At 61.7% G+C, this 19,123-nt stretch carries 17 protein-coding genes; 1 reads left to right on the top strand and 16 read right to left on the bottom strand.

Features of this window, described 5'->3' with window-relative positions:
* Nucleotides 1-42: 42 nt before the first annotated feature.
* The 9 genes from AB7828_RS27720 to AB7828_RS27680 all read right to left on the bottom strand — a co-directional run bounded on the left by AB7828_RS27720 (nt 43) and on the right by AB7828_RS27680 (nt 10,422).
* Nucleotides 43-1,722 carry a methyl-accepting chemotaxis protein gene (locus tag AB7828_RS27720; protein WP_441231727.1) on the bottom strand — a complete coding sequence of 560 codons (1,680 nt, stop codon included), beginning with the start codon at nt 1,720-1,722 and terminating at the stop codon, nt 43-45.
* A gap of 202 nt (nt 1,723-1,924) precedes the next feature.
* Entirely contained in the window at nt 1,925-3,514 is a 1,590-nt protein-coding gene (gene serA, locus AB7828_RS27715) for a phosphoglycerate dehydrogenase (RefSeq protein ID WP_441231726.1), read from the bottom strand.
* A 233-nt stretch (nt 3,515-3,747) separates the two neighbouring features.
* On the bottom strand, nt 3,748-4,920 hold the full coding sequence (locus tag AB7828_RS27710; protein ID WP_089261696.1) for a phosphoserine transaminase: 1,173 nt from the start codon (nt 4,918-4,920) through the stop codon (nt 3,748-3,750).
* 220 nt (nt 4,921-5,140) lie between these two features.
* Nucleotides 5,141-5,605, bottom strand: a complete 465-nt coding sequence (locus tag AB7828_RS27705) for a GNAT family N-acetyltransferase (RefSeq protein ID WP_441231725.1) — start codon at nt 5,603-5,605, stop codon at nt 5,141-5,143.
* Entirely contained in the window at nt 5,602-6,183 is a 582-nt protein-coding gene (locus tag AB7828_RS27700; protein ID WP_441231724.1) for a glutathione S-transferase family protein, read from the bottom strand. The genes AB7828_RS27705 and AB7828_RS27700 overlap by 4 nt, the downstream gene beginning before the upstream one ends.
* A gap of 105 nt (nt 6,184-6,288) precedes the next feature.
* Nucleotides 6,289-7,131, bottom strand: a complete 843-nt coding sequence (locus AB7828_RS27695; protein ID WP_441231723.1) for an outer membrane protein — start codon at nt 7,129-7,131, stop codon at nt 6,289-6,291.
* 154 nt (nt 7,132-7,285) lie between these two features.
* A complete protein-coding gene (locus tag AB7828_RS27690; RefSeq protein WP_068731233.1) occupies nt 7,286-8,155 on the bottom strand; it encodes an outer membrane protein in 870 nt (289 codons plus the stop codon).
* 471 nt (nt 8,156-8,626) lie between these two features.
* Nucleotides 8,627-9,973: a phosphoglucosamine mutase gene (glmM, locus tag AB7828_RS27685; RefSeq protein WP_089261706.1), complete on the bottom strand. Its 1,347-nt coding sequence runs from the start codon at nt 9,971-9,973 to the stop codon at nt 8,627-8,629.
* 251 nt (nt 9,974-10,224) lie between these two features.
* Nucleotides 10,225-10,422, bottom strand: coding sequence for a hypothetical protein (locus tag AB7828_RS27680; protein WP_141137017.1), 198 nt, complete (start codon nt 10,420-10,422; stop codon nt 10,225-10,227).
* Nucleotides 10,423-10,545: 123 nt separating this feature from the next.
* On the opposite strand from AB7828_RS27680, the gene AB7828_RS27675 reads away from it, so the two are divergent.
* The gene (locus tag AB7828_RS27675) at nt 10,546-11,685 is read left to right on the top strand and encodes an alpha-hydroxy acid oxidase (protein ID WP_175367569.1); all 1,140 of its coding nucleotides are present in this window, start codon (nt 10,546-10,548) and stop codon (nt 11,683-11,685) included.
* Nucleotides 11,686-11,692: 7 nt separating this feature from the next.
* Here AB7828_RS27675 and AB7828_RS27670 read toward each other — a convergent pair whose 3' ends face one another.
* The 7 genes from AB7828_RS27670 to AB7828_RS27640 form a co-directional block, all read right to left on the bottom strand.
* Nucleotides 11,693-12,448: an alpha/beta hydrolase gene (locus tag AB7828_RS27670; RefSeq protein WP_441231722.1), complete on the bottom strand. Its 756-nt coding sequence runs from the start codon at nt 12,446-12,448 to the stop codon at nt 11,693-11,695.
* 70 nt (nt 12,449-12,518) lie between these two features.
* Entirely contained in the window at nt 12,519-13,148 is a 630-nt protein-coding gene (locus AB7828_RS27665) for a hypothetical protein (protein ID WP_441231721.1), read from the bottom strand.
* Nucleotides 13,149-13,220: 72 nt separating this feature from the next.
* The gene (locus AB7828_RS27660; protein WP_441231720.1) at nt 13,221-14,066 is read right to left on the bottom strand and encodes a shikimate dehydrogenase; all 846 of its coding nucleotides are present in this window, start codon (nt 14,064-14,066) and stop codon (nt 13,221-13,223) included.
* 141 nt (nt 14,067-14,207) lie between these two features.
* Nucleotides 14,208-15,941, bottom strand: a complete 1,734-nt coding sequence (locus AB7828_RS27655) for a SulP family inorganic anion transporter (protein ID WP_441231719.1) — start codon at nt 15,939-15,941, stop codon at nt 14,208-14,210.
* A 61-nt stretch (nt 15,942-16,002) separates the two neighbouring features.
* Complete coding sequence (locus tag AB7828_RS27650) at nt 16,003-16,290, bottom strand: helix-turn-helix domain-containing protein (RefSeq protein WP_089261718.1); 288 nt, start codon at nt 16,288-16,290, stop codon at nt 16,003-16,005.
* Nucleotides 16,291-16,354: 64 nt separating this feature from the next.
* Entirely contained in the window at nt 16,355-16,864 is a 510-nt protein-coding gene (locus tag AB7828_RS27645; protein WP_441231718.1) for a hypothetical protein, read from the bottom strand.
* A gap of 11 nt (nt 16,865-16,875) precedes the next feature.
* Nucleotides 16,876-18,939 (bottom strand): elongation factor G, encoded by a 2,064-nt coding sequence (locus tag AB7828_RS27640; RefSeq protein WP_441231717.1) that lies wholly within the window; start codon nt 18,937-18,939, stop codon nt 16,876-16,878.
* Nucleotides 18,940-19,123 lie beyond the last annotated feature (184 nt).

The raw sequence follows: 19,123 nt of genomic DNA, 5'->3' as shown, positions 1-19,123 counted from the left end.
CTCCACGAGCGCAGCTAAGCCGCGCTCGGGGAAGGATTTGACTCAGGCTGCTCTCACCTTGGCGAGGAATTCATCCACGGCGGTGCGCAGCATGCCGGACTGGCTCTCCAGCTCCTTTGCATTCGACAGCACCTGTGACGCCGCGGAGCCGGTGGCCTCGGCTGCGCTGCTGACGCCGCCGATATGATTGCTGATCTCATTCGCGCCGGCCGACACCGACTGAATGTTGCGCGCGATTTCCTGCGTCGCTGTGCCCTGCTGCTCCACCGCCACAGAGATCGTGTTGGTGATCTGGCTCATCTGGGCGATGGTCCCGGTGATGGCGCCGATCGATGCAACGGCCTCGCTGGTCGATGCCTGCATGGCGGCGACCTGCGCCGAAATTTCCTCGGTGGCCTTGGCAGTCTGGCTGGCCAGCGCCTTCACTTCGGATGCCACCACCGCGAAGCCGCGACCGGACTCGCCGGCACGTGCGGCTTCGATGGTCGCGTTCAGCGCCAGCAGATTGGTCTGGGAGGCAATGCTGTGGATCAGCTGTACCACTTCGCCAATCTTCTCAGCGCCGCTCGACAGGATCTGAACGGTCGCATTGGTGCGCTCGGCATCACCCACCGCCTTGCTGGCGATCTCGCTGGAGGCCGATACCTGACGCAGCACTTCACTGACTGACGCCGACAATTCCTCCGCAGCTGCCGCAACCGTGCTGACATTATCGGACGAGCGCGTCGAAGCTGCGCTGACCGTCGCGGCGCGCGAGCTTGCATCGCTTGCCGTCGCCGTCATCGACTGCGCGGTGCTCTGCATACCGACTGCGGCGGTGGAGACCAAGCGGACGATACCCGTCACGCTGCGCTCGAAATCCGTGGCCATCGCCTCCATGGCGGCGCGGCGCTCCGCGGCGATACGGCCCTGCGCATCCGCCTCGACCTGTTCCAGCGAACGGATACGCAGCGCATTGTCCTTGAACACCTGAACCGTCTTGGCCATCGCACCGACTTCATCGCTACGGCCAACGCCGGGAATTTCCTCATCCAGCGCACCATTGGCGAGCGACTCCATGCGCGATCCCAGCATGCCGAGCGGCTTGGTGATGCTGCGACCAATCAGCCACGCGATCGCACCCGCTACGGCGGCAATGGCCAGCATGGCCAGGCCGAGCGCCCAGATGATCGGTTTCAGATGAGCGTCGAGGTCATCGAGATAGGCGCCGGTGGCAATAAACATGTTCCAGCCGGGAAGCGCCGCGGCATAGCCCATCTTGCGCGACGGGACCTGCTCATTGGGCTTCTGGAATTCATAGGTCAGAATCTTGGTGCCGTTGGCTGCGACGCCGTCGCGGAATTCACGCGTAATGGCAACGCCACTGACCTTGACGTCGAGCCGGTTGGATCCCGCCTTGAAGCCCGGCAGATGAACCACCTCACCGTCCATCGTGTAGATGAACAGATAGTTGCCGTTGTCATAGGTCATCGGCTCGATGCGGCGTACCAGCTCGGCGGTCGCGGCTTCCTTGGTGAGCTTGCCTGCTGCGACATCCTTCTGGATGCTGGCCGCTACGTTGGTCCCGATTTCGACGATCGACTTCAGCTGCTCGGTTCGCGCGGAGAGCATCTCGCTCTTGACCATATAGGCGGCCAGAATGCCCGCGGCGCAGAGGCCAATCATGGTCACGGCCACCAGAACGACGAGCTTGTACGTAATACGGATATTGGCGAGCTTCACGGCTGTATTCCCCCGGGCGTGCGATTTTCGATCGCTGATTCCTCGGAGTAAAATGTATCGGGGTAGTGTTCCCAAATCCTTACACGTGCGGGGCGGGGGCAAACCTGCCGCGCCGACCTGAATGTGAACATTTTCCGCAAAACGAAAAAATCCCCGCCTTTCGGACGGGGATTTCGGCAATGTCAGTTTAAGTAAGAGACACTCAGAATGTTAGCGCCTTGGCCTGTTTCACCTGCGGCAGCGCCTGCACCTTGCTCAGCACATCGGCCGGCACAACGCCGTCGATCTCCACCAGCGCGATGGCGTCACCGCCCTGTTCGTTGCGGCCGAGATGGAAGGTTGCGATGTTGACCTTGGCATCGCCGAGCAGCGAGGCGAACTTTCCGATAAAGCCCGGCTTGTCCTCGTTGGTGACATAGATCATCGACTTCCCGAATTCGGCATCGACGCGGATACCCTTGATATCAACCAGCCGCGGTTTGCCGTCATGATAAACAGTGCCGGACACCGAGCGTTCCTGCCGTTCGGTGATAACAGTGACGGTGATCAGGCTTTCGTAATCGCTCTGCGCCGCGCGTACCACTTCATCGACTACCATGCCGCGCTCCTTGGCAACGGCCGGCGCGGAGACGACGTTGACGTCGCCGAGCATCGGCCGCAGCAACCCGCTCAATGCAGCAGACGTCAGGGCCTTGATCTTCATTTCGGCCACCGCGCCTTCATAGGTGATCTGCACCTTGGCAATGCCGGTCTCGGTGAGCTGGCCCGCGAACGAGCCAAGCTTCTCGGCGAGTTCGATGAACGGCTTCAGCTTCGGCGCTTCTTCCGCGGTGATCGACGGGAAGTTGACCGCGTTGGAGATCGCGCCCGACAGCAGATAATCCGACATCTGCTCGGCGACCTGCAGCGCGACATTCTCCTGCGCTTCGGTTGTCGATGCGCCCAAATGCGGCGTGCAGATCACATTGGGATGGCCGAACAGCACGTTCTTGGTGGCCGGCTCCTCGACGAACACGTCGAAGGCAGCGCCGGCGACATGCTTGCTATTCAGCGCATCGACCAGCGCTTGCTCATCGACCAGACCGCCGCGGGCGCAGTTGATGATGCGCACGCCGGACTTCATCTTGGCGATGGCAGCGGCATCGATGATGTTCTTTGTCTTCTCGGTGAGCGGCGTGTGCAGCGTGATGAAGTCGGCGCGCTTGAGGAGGTCGTCGAGCTCGACCTTCTCGACGCCGATGTCCTTGGCACGCTCCGGCGACAGGAACGGATCGAAGGCAATGACCTTCATGCGCAGGCCGAGCGCGCGGTCGGCGGCAATGGCGCCGATATTGCCGCAACCGATCACGCCCAGCGTCTTGCCGGTGATCTCGACGCCCATGAAGCGGTTCTTCTCCCACTTGCCGGCCTGCGTCGACGCATCGGCCTGCGGGATCTCGCGGGCGAGCGAGAGCATCAGTGTGATCGCATGTTCGGCTGTCGTGATCGAATTGCCGAACGGCGTGTTCATCACGATGATGCCCTTGGCGGTCGCCGCGGGAATTTCGACATTGTCGACGCCGATGCCGGCGCGGCCGATCACCTTCAGGCGCGTCGCCTTTTCGAGGATCTTCGCGGTCGCCTTGGTGGCCGAGCGGATGGCGAGGCCGTCATAGTTGCCGATGATCTCGGCGAGCTTGTCCTTGTCCTTGCCGAGGTTCGGCTGGAAGTCGACGTCGATGCCGCGATCCCGAAAGATCTGCACGGCGGCGGGAGAGAGAGCGTCGGAAATGAGAACTTTGGGGGCGGTCATGGATGTGATCCTCGAAATGGGAGCCGGTGTAGGCGCGACAAACGCAGCAGGCTCCTTCTCCCCGTTCTTACGGGGAGAAGGTCGGGATGAGGGGCCGCTTTCGACCCGAGAATGCAGGAGTGAGGAGAGTTGAGTGCCATGCCCCTCACCCGGACATCGCGCTCGCGCGATGTCCGACCTCTCCCCGCCCGCGCACAGCGAAGCTGTGCTAGGCGGGGAGAGGTTAAGAGCAACTAAGCCGCCTTGGCGAGTGAGGCCTTGGTTTCGGCAAAGGCCCAGTCGATCCACTGCGTGAGGATTTCGACGTCCTTGGCTTCGACCGTGGCACCGCACCAGATGCGCAGACCGGCCGGCGCATCGCGATAATGCGCGAAGTCGAAACCGGCATTTTCCTTCTCGACGGCTGCGACCAGCTTCTTGGCGAAGTCAGCCTGCGCGTCCGGCGAGAGCGCGGTGATCGCGGGATCGATCACCTTCATGCACACCGACGTGTTGGAGCGGATCGCGGGATCGGCTGCGAGGAAGTCGATCCACGGTGTCTTCGCTTTCCAGTCGGCGAGCGCCTTGGTGTTGGCATCGGCACGCGCGATCAGCGCCTTGAGACCGCCAACCGACTTGGCCCAGCCGAGCGCATCGAGATAATCCTCGACGCACAGCATCGACGGCGTGTTGATGGTCTCGCCGACGAAGATGCCTTCGTTGAGCTTGCCGCCCTTGGTCATGCGGAAGATCTTCGGCAGCGGCCATGGCGGCGTGTAGCTCTCCAGACGCGCCACGGCGCGCGGCGACAGCACGAGCATGCCATGTGCGGCTTCGCCGCCGAGCGCCTTCTGCCAGGAGAAGGTGACGACATCGAGCTTCGCCCAGTCGAGCGGCTGCGCGAAAGCGGCCGAGGTCGCGTCGCAAATGGTCAGGCCTTCGCGGTCAGCCTTGATCCAGTCGGCATTCGGCACGCGCACGCCGGAGGTCGTGCCGTTCCAGGTGAAGACGATGTCCGAGTTCGGATCGGCCTTCGACAGGTCGGGGAGTTCGCCATAGCCGGCATGCAGCTTGGTGACGTCCTTGAGCTTCAGCTCCTTGACGATGTCGGAGACCCAGCCCTCGCCGAAGGATTCCCAGGCGATGGTGGTGACGGGACGCGGCCCGAGCAGCGACCACAGCGCCATCTCGACAGCGCCCGTATCCGATGCCGGCACGATACCGATGCGGTAATCGGCGGGCACTTCAAGCACTTCACGCGTCAGATCGATCGCGAGTTTGAGCTTGTTCTTGCCGATCTTCGCACGGTGCGAACGGCCAAGGGCTGCGTCGGTGAGTTTTTCGGGGGTCCAGCCGGGGCGCTTGGCGCAGGGGCCGGAGGAGAAATGCGGCACGTTAGGCCGCGAAGCGGGCTTCGCTGCAGTCATATTCTATCCTTCCAGATAGCTAGCCTCCCGTTGGGGGGAGGTGTCCCGCTGGCGTGGATATGGGAACCGGCCCGGAGCGTCAAGCGACTTCCGGGCTATCACGCGTGATTGATGGCCGGATGACGTCGCCCGTCCCCGGCGTACCACCACCGGTTTTGCTGATGCCTTGCAATAAACGGCGCCGCGCAGCGTCCGCCGGACGACATGATGATGACGCGTTCTAGAACCGCAACGTCATACCCACATGACTGCCAGCGAAACCGAGCCGTTTATAGAATCGCTGGGCATCGACCCGGGTCTGATGCGTCAGCAGCTCGACGAGTTTGCATCCCCTCGCCTGTGCCTCGCCAATGGCCCATCGCACCAGTTGTTCGCCGATACCCTGGCTGCGCAGCGTCGTCGAAACACGAACATCCTCGATGAGCGCTCGCGAAGCGCCCTGCGAGCTCAAGCCCGGCAAGATGCAGAGCTGCAGGCATCCGACCACGCTGCCGTCGCCGCCTTCTGCAACCATCAACCGGATATTTGGGTCATGCGCGACCTTGTCGAAGGCATCGTAATAAGATTGCGGCAGCGGATCCTCGATACGCTCGCGGCCACGGCCGAGTGCATCGTCAGCCAACATCGCCACAATTGCAGCGACGTCCTCACGGCGCGCCGGCCGCAATACGATCTTCGTGCTCATACGAGGCCCAATGCCTTCTCGCTGTCGGCGATCCAGCGCCTGATCGACGCGTATCCGTCGAGATGGAAGCCCCCCTCATGGGCGACGCGCGTGTAGGCCAGCAACGATGCGTCGGCCAGCGAGACGCGATCTCCGACAAGGAAACGCGATGTCGTCAGGTGATGCTCCATGCGCACCAGCGCGAAATAGCCGCGCTTCAGCTTTTCGGGATCGAGATCCGAAATTGCCTTGCCGAGATAGACGATCTGATAGCGGCACACCGCGATATAGGGCTCGTGGCTGTATTGTTCCCAGAACAGCCATTCATCCATCTTGGCGGCGTCATAGGCATCGGTCGGGATCAGATCGCTGCCACGGGCGAGATAGCGGATGATGGCATTGGACTGCGCGAGCGGGCGACCGTCATTGAGCACGACGGTCGGCACCTGGCCGGCGCCGTTAAGCGCCAGAAACTCCGGCGTCCGGCTCTCGCCCTTGCTGGTGTCGATATCAATCCACGTATAGGGAAGTTTGAGGTGATCGCTCACCCACTTCACCTTCAGGCAATTGCCCGAATTCAGATCGCCGTAGATTTTCATGATGACTGCCCCGCCGCGATGGACGGGGTAAAAGCATCACCTGCATCGCGACATGTCAACAGCGAGACGTCCCGTAACGAGGAGGCCGCGCCGCGACGTGTCAGATCAGAACCGATAGCCTACACCGGCGCGTACGGTGTTGATGGTGGTATCAACCGCGGATGTGAAGCGGATGTATTCCCACTCACCGCGCAGGAATAGACCGCCGACGAGATTGACGTCAACGCCGAGGCCTGCAGTGTATCCATAGATCAGGCGGCTATATTGCCCGCTGGTCGCGGACAACGGCTGCCTTGGCCCGAGCAGACTTGGCGGGGTGGTCGAGGCCGGCCCCGCGGTAACGTCCCCGTCGATCCTGACTGATCGGACCGTATCAGCCTGACCGAGCGCAACGCCGCCGAACATATAGGGCATGAAGCCGCCCCAGACGTAACCTGCACGCGCACGGAATGTGCCTATATCAGTGATGTTGATCGAACTTGTCGCCGACGACGTGACGGAATGATAGTCACCATCCGACAGCGGCTGAGAGCTTATGCGGGACATCGACCCCGTCGATGAACCGCCGAATTTGCCGTGCAGATAACTCATTTCAAGGCCGATGACGACGTCATCCCACTGCGAATTGTAACCCGCAAAGCCACCATAACCGTGTCCATGCGACGACTGTTTCGAGAAGCTGAGCGGCCATTGCGACACGCCCATCTCGCTTTCGACCAGAGTATTGGCGAGCAGGGCCGCCGTCATGTTCGAGTTGGAGCCCGTGAACTTCTCGTCGGAAGTGCCGTATCCGGCCTGCCCACCGACATAGAAGCCTTCCCATGTCGGGCGGTCGCGGCTCAGTCCCTCAGGGAACGAACCGCGCAGCGCCGGGAACTCCGGCATGTCGGCGGCTTGAGCGGTTTGCACTGCGCCCAGCAGTGCTGCAGCGATCAGAAGTCTATGCATCACGACAATTCCTCAACTCACCGAACTGTCCCGATCATCCGCTGTTAACCTTAATCATTGGTTGCGATGATACTACCCGTGCAAAACAAAACGGCGCAGGAAGCTCCCGCGCCGTTAAGATCTCTTAAGATAGTTGAGGCGATGAGCGCTTGCCTTAGCCCTTGCGGATCAACGGCGGCGGCGCGTAGGCCGGCGGGCTGTCGAGGTTCCAGCGCACGCCGAGCTTCAGGTCATGCGAGGTGATGTCCTTGAACTGCATCGCCACGCCGCGGGTGAAGCCGTCATAAGTCGAGACCGGCCCGGTCTGGCCATCGCCGAGATTCATGTAGCTGTAGCCGAGTTCGACGGTCATTGCCGGATTGACTTTGTAAGCCAGGCCCGTGTGCAGGGCCCATGCGAAATTCCACTTCGATGCAGCAGGTGCACTTGCGTAGCTCGGGAACGGGCCGCCGATGAAGGGCACGCCGCCGGCGGAACCGACATTGATCGCACCGTTATCCGTGTAGTTCCCGATATTGACGCGAGCCATACCGACGCCGGCGCCGACGAACGGGGTCACGCACCACCAGGTGCCGAGATCGACGTAGCCGTTGGCCATCACGACCCATTCGGACTTGGTGGCGTTGTAGTTGTTCACGCCGGTACCGACGAGGCCGCTCGACGGGAACGTCACGTGATCGGTGCCCTTGAAGTTCGAATTGCCGCGATACTGGCCGGTGATGTCACCGCGGAACCAGTTGTTGAACTGATAACCGACGCCGAGCTGGAAGATGCCAGCCGTATCGAAGGCAGTGGTCTGCTGAAGCGAGAGGAGATTGGCGTTGCGACCGTCACCCATCTCGATGTTCTTGACGCGTTGGTTGCTGAAACCGATATCGCCGCGCAGGTACCAGCCACCGAAATCTTCGACCGGCGGCGGCGCATACATCTGGGGCGGTGGAGCAATGGGCATGTCGGCAGCGAGAACGGCGGTCGACATCAGGGAAGCCGCGCCCGCGGCCAGAATGAATTTAACGCTACGCATTGGCTTCGTCCTTTTGGGCCAAAGAGGCAACTAATGGAGGCCTCACACTCGGAAACTCACAAACGGACGATGACACCAACTCCTTAAGCGGCGCTTAACCCTAACTTTTAAGGTTGATATTTGGTGACGAAAATGCACGCAAATTCCATCACGCCACTGCGTCGCCACAGTTACTAACAATGTCTTGCTATCAAACCGCGCTGCAATGCGCCGCGGCATCGCCAGGTGTTAACGAGGACTTACCTGCCCGGAGCCTTCGGCTCTGACCGGATCAAAACCGAGGCTCCAGCTTTTTGCTGACGCGTTTCCTTGATGCGAACCGGTGCCCACTTCGCTCGAAAGCGCTCCAACGCGAACTATCAAAACGCAAAAGAGCCGCCTCACCCGATCAATATTCGGGCAAGACGGCTCTTCATATCAGCTCGGCAGTCATCGCGCTGGCGCCTTAGCCAGAGCGAACGAACAGGAATTTTACGCCGCGGCTGCGTGGCCCAGCGCGTCAACGATGGAATCCACCACTTCCTCGACCATCACGCGGTCATCGCCCTCTCCCATTACGCGGATGACCGGCTCCGTGCCCGACGGGCGGATCAGGAGACGACCATGGCCGTTGAGGCGCTGTTCACCGGCAGCGATGGTGGATTTCACTTCCGCATCATCGAGCGGCTTGCCGCTGCGATAACGCACATTCTTCAGAATCTGCGGCAACGGATCGAACAGGTGGCAAACTTCCGACACCGGCCGACCGAGCTTGGTCACCACGGCCAGCACCTGCAGCGCGGCTACGAAACCGTCGCCTGTCGTCGCATGGTCCGACATGATGATATGGCCGGAGGGTTCGCCGCCGACATTGTAGCCGTGCTGCAGCATCTGCTCGAGCACATAGCGATCACCCACTGCCGTGCGGATGAGATCGATGCCCTGCCCCTTCAGGAAGCGCTCCAGACCGAGATTTGACATCACGGTGGAGACAATGCCTGGCTTGGCAAGCCGCCCGTCTTCCTTCCAGCTCTGCGCGATAACGGCGAGCAACTGATCGCCATCGACCAGATGGCCACGCTCGTCGACCATGATCAGCCGATCGGCGTCGCCATCCAGCGCAATGCCAATATCGGCGCGCATCTCGCGCACCTTGCGACTCAGCGCTTCCGGTGCGGTCGATCCGCATTCCTTGTTGATGTTGAAACCATCCGGCTCGACACCGATGGAGATGACGTCCGCGCCGAGTTCCCAGAGCGCCTCCGGCGCCACCTTGTAGGCGGCGCCATGGGCGCAATCGATGACGACGCGCAAACCATCGAGGCTGAGATTTCGCGGCAGCGTGCGTTTGGCAAATTCGATGTAGCGATCATGCACCCCGTCGATGCGGCGCGCCCGACCGAGGCTGGCGCTCTGCGACAGTCTCTTGTCGAGATTCTCGTCGAGCAATTCCTCGATCTGCTTCTCGACATCATCCGACAGCTTGTAGCCGAGCGGTCCGAACAGCTTGATGCCGTTGTCCTCGAACAGATTGTGCGATGCGGAAATCATCACGCCGAGATCGGCGCGCATCGACTTGGTCAGCATCGCCACGGCGGGCGTCGGCATCGGCCCGACCAGCAGCACATCCATGCCGACCGACGTGAAGCCTGCCACCATCGCATTTTCGATCATGTAGCCGGACAACCGGGTGTCCTTACCGATCACGACACGATGACGATGTTCGCCGCGCTGAAACACAAGACCTGCGGCCTGCCCAACCTTCAGTGCCAGTTCCGGCGTGATCAGACCATTGGCGCGGCCGCGAATGCCGTCTGTCCCGAAATATTTACGGCTCATGGTAACCCCCAATGCCCTCGCGCTTCGCGCGAGGGCTCAAAACCCTGTCTCAGGCGACTGACCCATTGGCAGCGCCATATATGTGACGGACTTATAAGGCTCGGGCCCCTAAAATCGCTTCAAAAAATATGATGAATCATTACCAAGGCCCGGAATACGTAATTAATGACAAGCCATTGATATTACTTATATACCTTAACCTTTCATGTAATGCCTTCGATGGAGCATCAGCTGACCGGAACCCGGCCCGCTCAGCCCTTTCGCTTGATATGCGCGTCCGCCTTTGAATGGGCAGGCTGGGTCACACTGACCGGATCGGAGCCCGGAAAAGTCTCCTCCAGTCCTTCGTCCAGCGCAACTTCCAGCTGTCGCTTTTCTTCGTCCTCGGCTGCCTTGCCGGGAGCCTTGCCGGCCCCGTGGCCTGCTGGATTTGTCTTGGAGCCGGACATTCTGGCCTCCTTCAATTTCGACGACATTCCAATGACAAGGATGATATGGCGGACCGCCTAACCATGCTAGATGACACCGAAACAAGCAAATACAAGCAAAGACAAGAACGGCTGGGACATCTCATGAAGCATATCACCTGCATCGAAGATCTTCGCCTCGAGCACAAGCGCAACGTGCCGAAGGCGTTCTTCGATTATGTCGACCATGGCTCCTATAGCGAAGACACGTTCCGTGCGAATTGCGAGGATCTGCAGAAGCTGAAGTTCCGCCAGCGTATTCTGGTCGACATCGCCAATCGCGACACCTCGACGACCATCCTCGGTGAGAAGGCCACCATGCCGCTGATCTGCGCGCCGGTCGGCTCAACCGGCTTGCAATATGGCGACGGCGAAATTCACGCCTGCCGGGCGGCGCAGGCGGCGGGCATTCCCTATACGCTCTCGACGATGTCGATCAATTCCATCGAAGACGTCGCCGAGAATGTCGAAAAGCCGTTCTGGTTTCAGCTCTATGTCATGAAGGATCGCGGCTTCATCAAGGAATTGATCGAGCGCGCCATCAAGGCGAAGTGCAGCGCGCTGGTGCTGACCGTCGATCTGCAGGTGATCGGCCAGCGTCATGCCGACATCAAGAATGGCCTGTCGGTGCCGCCTCAGATCTTGAATGTGAAGAACCTGATCGATTTCATGAGCAAGCCCGGCTGGCTGGTGCGGACGCTGAAAGCCAAGCGGCGCAACTTCGGCAACATCGCCGGCTTCGTGAAGAACACCAACGATCTCGGCTCAGTGGCGGAGTGGACGGCATCGCAATTCGATGCGTCGCTGAACTGGAAGGATCTCGACTGGATCCGCAGCATCTGGCCCGGCAAGATCGTGATCAAGGGCATTCACGATATCGAGGATGCCCGCGAAGCCGTGAAGGTCGGCGCGCAGGCGATGGTCGTCTCCAACCACGGCGGACGTCAGCTCGACGGCGCGCCGTCGTCGATCTCGGTATTGCCGGGGATCGCCGATGCGGTCGGCTCGGAGATCGAAGTGATGTTCGATAGCGGCATCCGCTCGGGGCAGGACGTGATGCGTGCGCTCGCCCTCGGCGCCAAGTCCTGCATGATCGGCCGCGCCTATATCTACGGTCTCGGCGCCTATGGCGGCCCCGGCGTGACCAAGGCGCTGGACATCCTGCGCAACGAACTCAGCGTGACCATGGGCCTGTGCGGCGTGAATTCGATCGCCGAGATCGACAGGCACGTTTTGGTGCAGTGAGGCCTCGTCAGATCGCCGCGTCGATCCACGCGGTGATCGTATCGACGACTTTTTGCTCGATGCCGTAATAGCCGTGCGGCGACAGCGATCCGCAATCCGTGGATGAGCGCTGATCTCCGCCACTGACCCTGATGACCTTGACGCGCGGCGCGCCACTCATCGCTGCTGCGATCTTGTCGGCGTCTTCCGGCGGTGCGACATTGCAGCGATCGTCTGAATTGGCAACGACGAGTGCGGGCACATTGACTCGTTCAGGATGCGCGTCGAACACCGTCTCGTGGCTGCCACCAAGGCGCGACACCGACTCAGTGAGCACGATACCTGCGATCTGACCGTCACGCAGATTCGCTGCGCCGTTCATCGCCGCAATCGAGCCTTGGCTGGTCCCGAGCAGGAAGACCGGTCCCGGCGCCTGCGCATGAGCCGCAGCGACGAGATCGCCGACAAGTGCTGCATATTGCGGCGAGCTGCGCAGCCCGCGCAAGTTCTGACTATCGACGGCGTCGGGGATCAGCACCGCGAAACCCGCAGCATTCCAGAGCACGCGCGAGCGGACGACGAAGTTGTTACCGTGCGCTATTTCGCCATCCCGGGCGATGCCTACATCGCCTGCTCCGCCGGGCAGCATCACGATGGTCGCGCGTGGATGCGATGGACTGACGTAGAGCGCGCGCTGCTGATCGCCGCCATGAACGGGTAGGTTCAGCACGCGCTCTGTCGGAGCAAGTGTCTGCGCAGCAACGAATTGCAGCGCAGAGAACAACAGAGATCCGAGGATTAGGCACGGTGTGAGGAATGGCCTGCGCAAGAGCTCCTCCGCTGTTTCGACTTTCCTACATCGGCGGCGTCAGCCCATCCAGCCCGACATTGACCCGAGCCGTCTCGAAAGTGCCGTCATCCTTCTTGGTAGCGCCCATGATGATGATCTTGGCGCCGGGCTTGAGTTCATCCTTGTTGCCCGGCACGAATGTCACGATGGGTGTGTCAGGCGTCACGGTCACTTTCTTTTCCCCGTCCTTGTACTTCACCGTCACCGTCTGGCCATCGGAGGCCTGGACCTTCTGATCGACGGTGGCATTGGTCATGCTGCTGTTGGGGCGCAGATCCCAGGGGCGCGAACCTTCGCCGGTGCCGCGCATCGCTTCCGGAAAGATATGGATCGCGATGGCCTTCTGCGACCCGTCGGCCTGCGGCATGCCGGTCACGCCGATATAGGAGCCGGGCTTCACCTCGGCCATTGTCGTTCTGGCAATGCCGGTGACGGTGACATTGTCCGTCATCTTCACTTTGCGCTCATCGCCGTCACGCGTCTTGATCGTCAGCACCGCGCCGTTGACGGCTTCGATGGCACCACGGATGCGCAGGGGTTGCGGCTGCTGCGCCGATGCGGCGGAAATCAGCAATGAACCAGCAAGAAGTGAGCCCGCGAACAAGCGAGCCGAAGTCGATACGATCTGAACCATAGGGGAATTTCCTTTGAAGGCAGCGCCCACCGCTGCAGATGGAAACCCCAAGGCCAAATAGCTATTCCCCGCTCACGCCACTGTGAGATCGGCCTCGACGAGGCGACGCAGTTCCGGCGTCACATCGGGGCGCTGCCCGAACCACAGCTCGAAGCCACGCACGGCCTGATACAGTAACATGCCGAGTCCATCCGCGGTGCGGAGGCCCCGCGCCCGGGCGCCGGCGAGCAGCGGGGTGTCGAGTGGCACGTAAACGAGATCGGCGACGACCGCCTGGTCAGGCAACAGATCGAGGTCGATGATCAATGGCGGCTGGCCGCCCATGCCGAGCGACGTGGTGTTCACCAGCAAGGATGCGCGCGGCAACATGCTGGCGACATTCTCCCACGCCAGCGGCACCACCTGCGAGCCGAATTGCGCGGCCATCGCCTCGGCACGATCGAGACTGCGATTGGCGACATAGATATGCTTGATGCCGCGTTCCAGCAGCCCGAACACCACCGCGCGTGACGAACCGCCGGCGCCGAGCACCAGTGCATCGTCCGTGTGGTCCCAATCGTGAGCCGCATGATCGAGATTGTCGATGAAGCCTTCGATATCCGTATTGGTCGCGCGCAGCGTGCCGTGGTCGTACCATAGCGTGTTGGCGGCGCCGACTGCGCGCGCGCGGCGATCCGGTGAGGTCAGCTTCAGCACACGCTCCTTGTGCGGGATCGTGACATTGGCGCCGATGTAACCGTGCTTGGAGAGGTTCATCACGAATTCGGCTACGCCTTCCGGCGGGATCGACTCGATGCTGTAACCGCCCGGAATATCCATGCTGCGCAGCCAGTGATGGTGGATCAGCGGCGAGCGCGAATGCGCGGCAGGCCAGCCGATCAAACAGGCGGCGCGGGGCGTGGTCTCGTTCGGCATCATTCATCCTTCGCTTCAAGCGGAAGCGTGCGTAGCATAAAAATCATGCAGGGGCTCTTAATCATCAGACAGTTTGCAGCGCACAGCAAGTCCGACAACCATGCAGACGATCAATACTGCAGCTGCGAGCAATTGCCGATGCCATCAGCTCGACGCCTCCTGGATCGCTGCAGCGCGTCGGGTCTTGATCTCGCTGACGGCCGCTGCAACATCAGCACGGTATTTGACCAGTGGCGGTCGCGCGCCGTGGGTCAGCAGCGCCCGGCGCACGCCCTGCGAGGTGCCGGTGAGAATCACGCGGACGCCCTGTCGCTTTGCCTTCTCGGCAATGCCCTTGATCGCATTCGCGGCAGTCGAATCCAGGAAGGGGACCGCGGCAAAATCGATCACGAAAGCCTTGTGGCGATCCGAGAAGCCCTCGAGCACAGATCCGATGGTGGAGGCCGCGCCGAAGAAAAATGCGCCGGTGATGCGATAGACAACGACGTCGGGGTCGGCAGCGAGACCGGGATCATAGGGTTTTCGGTCACCATTGGCGTCGTCGGCCTTGTCGGCCACGACCAGCGGCTTATCCGCCTCAATGCCGGTTGTTTGCGCCATGCGGTTGATGAACAGAATCGCGCCAAGCGCGAAGCCGACCACAATGCCCTCGGTAAGATCGCGGAAGATCGTTAGCAGGAAAGTCGCCGACAGCACGGCAGCATCGCCCCATGATGACCGCAGTAACGTCGCGAATTCATGCTTCTCCGCCATGTTCCAGGCGACCACGGCAAGCACCGCGGCGAGCGCCGCCAGCGGAATGTAACTTGCCAATGGCGCCGCGACGAGAATGAATACCAGCAGGAATACCGCATGCAGCATGCCCGAGATCGGGCCGTGCGCGCCGGCGCGGACATTGGTGGCGGTTCGCGCGATGGTGCCGGTCACGCAGATTCCACCGAACAGCGCCGAGCCGATATTGGCGATGCCCTGCGCCACCAGTTCGCAATTGGAGCGATGCCGCCGGCCGGTCATGCCGTCAGCGACGACAGCTGAGAGCAAAGATTCAATCGCGCCCAGCAGCGCAAAGGAGATGGCGTCCGGCAGAATGGCCTGCAGCTTTGCCAGGGAAATCGCGGGAAGCGACGGCAGCGGAAAGGATTGCGGAATGCCGCCGAACTTGGTGCCGATGGTTTCAACCGGCAGCGCAAAGAACCATGCCGCGACCCCGCTTGCGGCAACCGCGATCAGAATGCCCGGCCAGGAAGGCCGCAGCTTCTTGAGCAGAAGGATGATCGCAATGGTCGCGATGGTGATCGCGGCGGCCGACAGGTTGACGGTGTGGATCGCACTTCCGAGCACCTGCAGCTTCGGGATCAGTTCGCCAGGCTCCTTGCCGGTGAGTGTGAGCCCAAGGAGATCCCTGATCTGGCTGGCGAAAATAATGACGGCAATACCGGCGGTAAATCCCACCGTGACCGGATAGGGAATGAACTTGATGTAAGTGCCGAGCTTCAAATAGCCCGCCACCATCAGGAACACGCCAGAGAGCATGGTCGCGAGGATCAGTCCGTCGATGCCATGGCGGCTCACGGTGGCAGCCACCAGCACGATGAAGGCGCCGGCTGGACCGCCGATCTGAAAGCGGCTTCCACCCAGCGCAGACACGAGGAAGCCGCCGATCACAGCGGTGATGAGGCCACGATCCGGCGACGTCCCCGAGGCTATGGCAATCGCCATGGACAACGGAAGCGCGACGATTGCCACCGTCAAGCCGGACAAGATGTCGGCGCGCAGATCGGCGATGCCGTAGCCTTCGCGCAACACCGTGATCAATTTCGGCGTGAACAGTTCGGCGAAGGTCGGCTGATGCGGCCCCCACGCGCGATTTCTGGACATGTCCATTCCCGACTCGCCCCTGTCACCTGCCGCGGATCTCGATCGAGGCCGCGGCCCGTTCTCAATCCGTCAGCTTTGGCTCTTCAAGTTTCGGTGGTGGACCGGGCTGTTTCAGCCTCACCCCTCGTCCGCCGGAATCGCTGCGGACGTTCTCGCCGATCAAATCGACGCCTGAGCGATCGAGGGCATCGACAACCTTGATCAGCGAATCCACCACGCCCCTGACATTGCCTTCGCTCGCTTCCATGCGCTGGATGGTCGGTAGCGACACGCCGGCCATTTCGGCCAGCCGCTTTTGATCGATACCCAGCAGCGCACGGGCGGCCCGCATCTGAAACGATGTAATCAAGGGCGGTTTCCAGTTTCACGAGTCTTATATCATATGTGAGATATCTTCAATGATGTATAGAACATCACTCGATCGGCGAAGCCGCCATGGTCGCCACGAACTGGGCGACAGCGGCGCGCGATGTCAGGCGTCGTTTGACGCCGCCGAAGTCGTCGAACAGCGCCAGGTGGCCAGCGAACGAACTCGACGTTTTGCGCTGCCAGTAGGCCTCGGCCCAAGCCAGAAAATCTGCATGTTCCTCGGCCGTCGCGCCACGCCAAGGGCCCCGGAGAGCGAGGCTATCACGACAAACCTCCGGGCTCATGTCGAGCCAGATCAATGCTGTAGCGCGCGGCAATGCCGCTTCGACCAGCCAGCCGTAAACGCCTTCGATGATCCAGTTCGACTTCACGGCAAGGGCGGCCACCAGTTCTTTGGCCTGCCCCTCGTCGCGCTTCACACCGCCCCTGTCCAGCCAATGGATATGATCGAGATCTGCGCGTTCGCCGCCGACGCGGCTTTCAAGCTGCCGCGCCAGCGTGCTCTTGCCCGAGCCGCTATTGCCAATGACTACAACCCGCGGTCCAAGCGTCATGGGCCACTGTACTAAGCCGCCACCCGATGCGCCGCAACGATCTGGTCAGCGGCGCGGCCCGAGACTTCGGCCATATGGTCGAAGCTGCGGGTGAAGCTGCCGGCGCCAGCGGTGGCCGAGCGGAGTTCGACGATCAGGTCGCCGATCTCCGCTTCCGGCAACATCGCGCGCACCGTGTCCCAGCCCGGCCAGTTGTCGCGGGTATCGAAGCCGAGAATCTGGCCGCGCCGTCCTGACAGGATGGCGTTGACCTTGGCCGTGGCCTCGGTGGGACAGACGATCTCCACCGTATGGATCGGCTCCAGCAGCACCGGCTGGCATTGCGGCAGCGCCTCGGTGAAACCGATCCGGGCAGCCGTCCGGAACGCCTGATCGGAAGAATCCACGCTGTGATAAGACCCGTCGGTGAGCGTCACCTGCACGTCGATGACAGGAAAACCGAGCGGACCACGCTGCAACCCGTCGACGACGCCCTCCTGCACCGCGGGAATGTAGTTGCGCGGCACCGCGCCGCCGACCACCTTTTCCTGGAATGCAAAGCCTTCGCCGCGCGGCAGCGGGCCTACCTCCAGCACAACGTCGCCAAACTGGCCGTGACCGCCGGACTGTTTCTTGTGCCGGCCGCGCTGGGTGATCGGTTTACGGATGGTCTCCTGATAGCCGATCACCGGTGCATGCGATTTGACGTTGATGCCGAAGCGTTCGTGCAGGCGCTCCATCGCCACGCGCAGATGCATCTCGCCCTGCCCCCACAACACCACGTCATGGGTCTGCGCGTTATTGACCACCGCAAGCGACGGATCCTCCTCGGTCAGTCGCAACAGCGCCTGGCCGAGCTTGACGTCGTCCTTCCGATCGGCGGACGCAAGCGCCATGGCCAGCACGGGCGACGCGGCCACGACATTCACCAGAGACGCCGGCACGATCTTGCCGGTCGAGATCGTGTCGCCGGTCCTGACATGATCGAGCTTGCCGAGCGCGACGGTCTCGCCCGCTTCGGCCGATGCGCGCTTGCTGTCATGTCCTCCGCTCGCCGCAAGAATGCCGGAGACACGCCCGCTTTCGCCCGACGAGGACAGCAATGTTGCGCCATCATCGAGATGACCACTCAGCACGCGCGCGTAAGACAGCTTGCCGCCGTGCTGTAGATGGCTGCTCTTGAACACGTAACCGATCGCATCCTTGCTGTCGGGCACGCCGAGGCGCTTAGCCGTCTCGGCCACGCCGGGTGCCTCGTGGCGTAGCGCCTTCATCAGCCGCAGCACGCCATTCTCGCGCATCGCCGAGCCCAGCAGCACCGGACAGATCAGACCTTCGCGCAATTCGCGCGCGAGATCGTCGAACACGGCGTCGGCCGGCGGCGCGATGTCGTCAAGCAACTGCTCCATCAGCGCGTCGTCATGATCCGCAAGCTTCTCCAGCATGGAGAAACGCGCTTCCTTCTCGCGGTCGAGATCGCCGCCTTCGAGCTTGATGACTTCGGACGCCTTGTGCTCGCGATAGACGAAAGCGCGCTCCAGCGCGAGATCAACGAAACCGGCGACCAGGTCGCCGTTCCAGATCGGGATCTGCCGTAGCACCAGCGGCACGCGCGAGGCCGGCTGCAATGTCGCCAGCGTCTCGCGCACGCGCTTGTGGGCGCGGTCGATCTTGTTGAGAAACAGAAATCTGGGAATGCCGAGGTCTTCGAGTTCGCGCAGGATCAATTGCAGCTGCGGCAATTTTCGCGCATCCGCCTCGCAAACCACGATGGCTGCATCGACGGCGGGTAATGCCGCGCGCATGTCATGCGCGAATTCCACCGAACCCGGACAGTCGATGAATGTGTAGCTGTCGCCCATGAAGGTGGTGGTCGCAGCCGTCAGGCCGACGCCCATCTTGTGGGCTCTGGCTTCCGCATTGGCATCGCCGATGCTTGTCCCATTGTCGACGCTGCCGGCCCGCGGGATCGCCCCGGTGCGGGCCATGATCGCTTCAAGCAGTGTGGTTTTTCCGCTCTGGAAAGGGCCCACCAGCGCAATGCACTTTGCGGCATTGCCTTGTGGACCGCGGGGACTTCTCAGGTCTTGTCCCATTGCCGCCTCCTCATGTGGAGCTCGGCCCATGATTGGGTCGGCGGTCAATGCTCCGCCCGGTCCGGATATTTGGCAAGATAGAAAAGTTGCTGCGCTGCGATGAACGTGATCGGATTGCGCCATAAAAAATCCGGCTCCGCCATGGGCGAAGCCGGATGAATTTGTGCGAGCGATCGCCGCGGGA

The organism is Tardiphaga sp. 215_C5_N2_1 (genome assembly GCF_052076055.1).
Taxonomy (GTDB): Bacteria; Pseudomonadota; Alphaproteobacteria; order Rhizobiales; family Xanthobacteraceae; genus Tardiphaga; species Tardiphaga robiniae.
The sequence above is the reverse complement of the archived record's forward strand: the minus strand, read 5'-3'. Positions and strand labels throughout refer to the sequence as shown.